Genomic DNA, 3,204 nt, shown 5'->3' with positions numbered 1-3,204 from the left:
CCTCTTGGCTATGCCCTGGATCCTCAAGCCCCGACTGATCAGACGCGCTCTCTTCACCTACCGATGGTCTCTCGCCTATGAAAGTGGGTAAGAGTCAGGTCGGCGGGGTGCAGAGATGACGACAGCGCTATCCGATATCCACATCCGTCCAGCACGCCTGGAGGACGCCGGCGACCTGGCCAGCCTCTGCTTCCCCGAGGAGGACGCCGGCCAGGTGCGCGATTACCTTGCCTTTTGCCTGCGCCATCCCCATATCACTCGCCTCGTGGCGGAAGCGAACGGCCGGGTGGTGGGCAACATCGAGCTGGTGCGGTGGAAGGACAAGGGGGAGATCGGCGGCCTGTGTGTGGCCGCGGCCTTTCGCCGGCGCGGCATCGCCCGCCGGCTTCTGGGCGCGGCGGTGGAGCTGGCGCGCCGGCAGGGCATCCGCCGGCTGGAACTCTATGCCCCGGCGGACCAGCCCTGGCTCCTCGCCTTTTACCGGCGCATGGGATTTGAGGGGGCCGAAAAAGCCTGGCTCCCCCTGACCACAGGCGGCGCGGAGGTGGTGCGCCTGCACATGGGGATGTCTCCACCATGTGGCTCGGGGGAGCCGGACGGGATATGGGTGGGATGAGGTGGACCTGCCGCGGTGCTGGCCGGGCAGGGGGACCTTTTCATCCCGAGCGGGGAGCGATGGGACAGGATGTAACCCCGCTACTGGATATTATTGTAGCGGATGCTGACCGGAGAGCATATGGGACTTAGGTACCAGGACGCGTCAGGGGTTGTGGAGCCGGCGGGCGGCGATGACCCCGATGCCGTGCTCCGTCAGGGCGCGCGCCGTGGCGTTCAGCGCGTCGTGCTTGTCCAGGTAGTTGCGCAGGAGCGCCGGCATGAGCCCCTGCTCCTCGATCTCCTGGCGGGACAGGAAGTAATCCAGGATATCGGAGGGGTGCTCGCGCCCCTGCTCCACGTCGGGGTCGGCGCCCTCGTGCTTGGCGGAGATGTTGGGCACCTTTTTGGCCAGCCCCACCAGCTCATCGCGCCGCAGGTAGGGCTGGCGCACGATGTGACGGAAGGCCTCGGTGATATGATGTTCGAAGCGCACGAAGTCCTCGAAGCCCAACAGCCGGCGTAGCTCCGCCGTGACCTCGATGGTCTCGTTATTGACCGAGTTGGACCAGTTGAAGCCCACCAGGGCGGTGGAGCCGTCCGGTCGGGCGAAGAGATGCGCGGCCAGCAGGGTCCACAGGGCGGAATAGGGGTTGTCGTTGCCCAGGAACACGGAGATCTTGAACTCGATGTCAATGCCCAGCTTGTGGAGCATATAGCCCAGGAAGACGGTGCCGGCGTTGGTGTTCAGCACTTGCTTGACGCCGTAGCGGGTGTAGTAGTAGAGGTATTCGTCCACCCATTTCAGCGCGTAGTCGTTGGGTTCCCCGACCCCACCGAAGTAGCCCGTGATCGTGTCCGGCCCACCCAGATGGACATTGGAGCCGTCGGTGCCCTTGGTGTCCAGTGTTTCCACGTAGCTGGCGCCGATGATCTGCATGGCGGCGCACACGGCCAGGATTTCCCCTTCGCCAGCCTCTTCCTGCTCCTTCATCTTGCGCACCCGGATGTAGCGGCCGGGCATCAGCTCCCCCTGGGCGATGGCCTGCTGTGCCTCGACGATCAGCCAGGGGAAGAACTGGAGAGCGCTGATCTCCAGCGTGACGGCGTGGCGCTCGTCGAAGGCCATCTCGTCGGCCTTCGGCCCGAGGACGCGCCGGCGGTAGGCCGGCAGGGAGATAAAGGCGCCGGCGTCTCGCTCTTGCTCCAGCCATTCCAGGTCGCGCAGGTAGGGCGAATCCATCTCCCGCAGGCGGGCCAGGATGTTGGGGAGCCGGCGCGCTTCCTCTGCCTTGCGGTTGATCTCCTCCGGCGTGCCGTAGCGCGCCACCACATCGAAAAAGGCCTGCATGGCCCGGTTATCGCCGGTCAGCACGGCGTTGATGCGCTCCAACTGCGCCGGCGAGATGCGCAGGCGCTCGCTCCAATCGGTTCTCTTCATTGTCCTCCCTCCTGTCCCTCTCCATCGAGCGACACGACCCTGTGTTTGTGAAGGCCATCTCCATCATAGCATGAATCGGGGGATTGTCAATTCGTTCGCGCGTGGGATGTCCCGCAGATTCGCCGGCCTCCCGGTTTGGGGTATAATATTTTCGGTGCGGGCATCTTGCGCGGAAGCGAAAGGAGGCAGGCCCATGAGAAGGATACGGTGGATGGTGCCGGCGCTGGTGGTGCTGGCCCTGCTGGCCGGCTGTGCCGCCGGCTATAAGACGGTGCCGGCGGAGGAGGCGCGGGCCTTTGCCGAAAAGGTCGAGCCGATCACCGTTCAGCTCCTCACGGCGTTGAGCAACCATGACGAGGCCGGCTATCTGCGCGACATGGATGAGACCATGCGCTCCGTCAGCAGTGGGGAGAAGTTCGAACAGGTCTACCAGGCCGTCATCGGGAAAATCGGCCGCTATCAGTCCCATCAGCTCGATAGGGTGCTGGATAAGGACCAGTACCGCATTGTCATCTATACGGCCCAGTTCGAGAAAGACGCCAATGTGGTGGTGCGGGTGGTCTTCGATATGACGACAGATCCCCTTAAGGTGACCGGCCTGTGGTTTGATTCCCCCGTCCTGCGCCGCAAGTAGCGGCCCATTTTCAGGAGTGCGCAAACATGGCTGGGTTACTCAGAGCGTTATTCCGTGTGCTCATCAATGTGCTGGGCGATCTCCTGTGGATGTTGACGGGCGGCATCCTTGTCGCACTGTGGTATGCCCTGGGCGGCGTGGTCCTCTGCCTGACCGTCGTGGGCATCCCGTTCGGTGTGCAGTCGTTCAGGTTGGCGGGGCTGGCGCTCTTTCCCTTTGGCAGTGAGATACGGATCACCGGCTTCGCTTCCGGCCCCCTGGGCGTGGCCATGAATGTGCTGTGGCTCCTCATCGGAGGGATTTGGCTGGCTGTCTGCCATCTGGCGCTGGCTTTGCTCATGGCAATCACCATCGTCGGACTGCCCTTCGCCCGCCAGCATTTCAAGCTGGCGCGGCTGGCGCTGATGCCGTTCGGGAGCGTCATTACCTGACGCCGGCGCGAGCCTGCGGCGGAAAAAACAACGGCCTCCCGCGTCCTATTGCGGGAGGCCGTTGGTGCGCTGTGAACGGTGTGTTCAGGCCGCTAGGCCGGCCT

General features: G+C 64.0%; 4 protein-coding genes and 1 pseudogene (1 of these 5 only partly in view). 3 read left to right on the top strand and 2 right to left on the bottom strand.

Translation table 11 applies throughout. The annotated features are described in order from the left end of the window. The first annotated feature begins 115 nt into the window (after nt 1–115). Nucleotides 116–616 (top strand): GNAT family N-acetyltransferase, encoded by a 501-nt coding sequence (locus tag H5T60_04660; GenBank protein ID MBC7241716.1) that lies wholly within the window; start codon nt 116–118, stop codon nt 614–616. 144 nt (nt 617–760) lie between these two features. Here H5T60_04660 and H5T60_04655 read toward each other — a convergent pair whose 3' ends face one another. After that, complete coding sequence (locus H5T60_04655) at nt 761–2,035, bottom strand: hypothetical protein (protein MBC7241715.1); 1,275 nt, start codon at nt 2,033–2,035, stop codon at nt 761–763. 193 nt (nt 2,036–2,228) lie between these two features. Between H5T60_04655 and H5T60_04650 the strand changes: the two genes are divergently transcribed. Together H5T60_04650 and H5T60_04645 are read left to right on the top strand one after the other, a co-directional pair. Continuing rightward, the gene (locus H5T60_04650; protein ID MBC7241714.1) at nt 2,229–2,669 is read left to right on the top strand and encodes a DUF3887 domain-containing protein; all 441 of its coding nucleotides are present in this window, start codon (nt 2,229–2,231) and stop codon (nt 2,667–2,669) included. A 62-nt stretch (nt 2,670–2,731) separates the two neighbouring features. Then, on the top strand, nt 2,732–3,100 hold the full coding sequence (locus H5T60_04645) for a YccF domain-containing protein (GenBank protein ID MBC7241713.1): 369 nt from the start codon (nt 2,732–2,734) through the stop codon (nt 3,098–3,100). Between the two features lie 84 nt (nt 3,101–3,184). On the opposite strand, the pseudogene H5T60_04640 reads toward H5T60_04645, so the two are convergent. Continuing rightward, a pseudogene (locus H5T60_04640) lies at nt 3,185–3,204 on the bottom strand (hypothetical protein); it runs 739 nt beyond the window's last position.

The organism is Anaerolineae bacterium (genome assembly GCA_014360855.1).
In the GTDB taxonomy this organism is placed as follows: Bacteria; Chloroflexota; Anaerolineae; order JACIWP01; family JACIWP01; genus JACIWP01.
The sequence above is the reverse complement of the archived record's forward strand: the minus strand, read 5'-3'. Positions and strand labels throughout refer to the sequence as shown.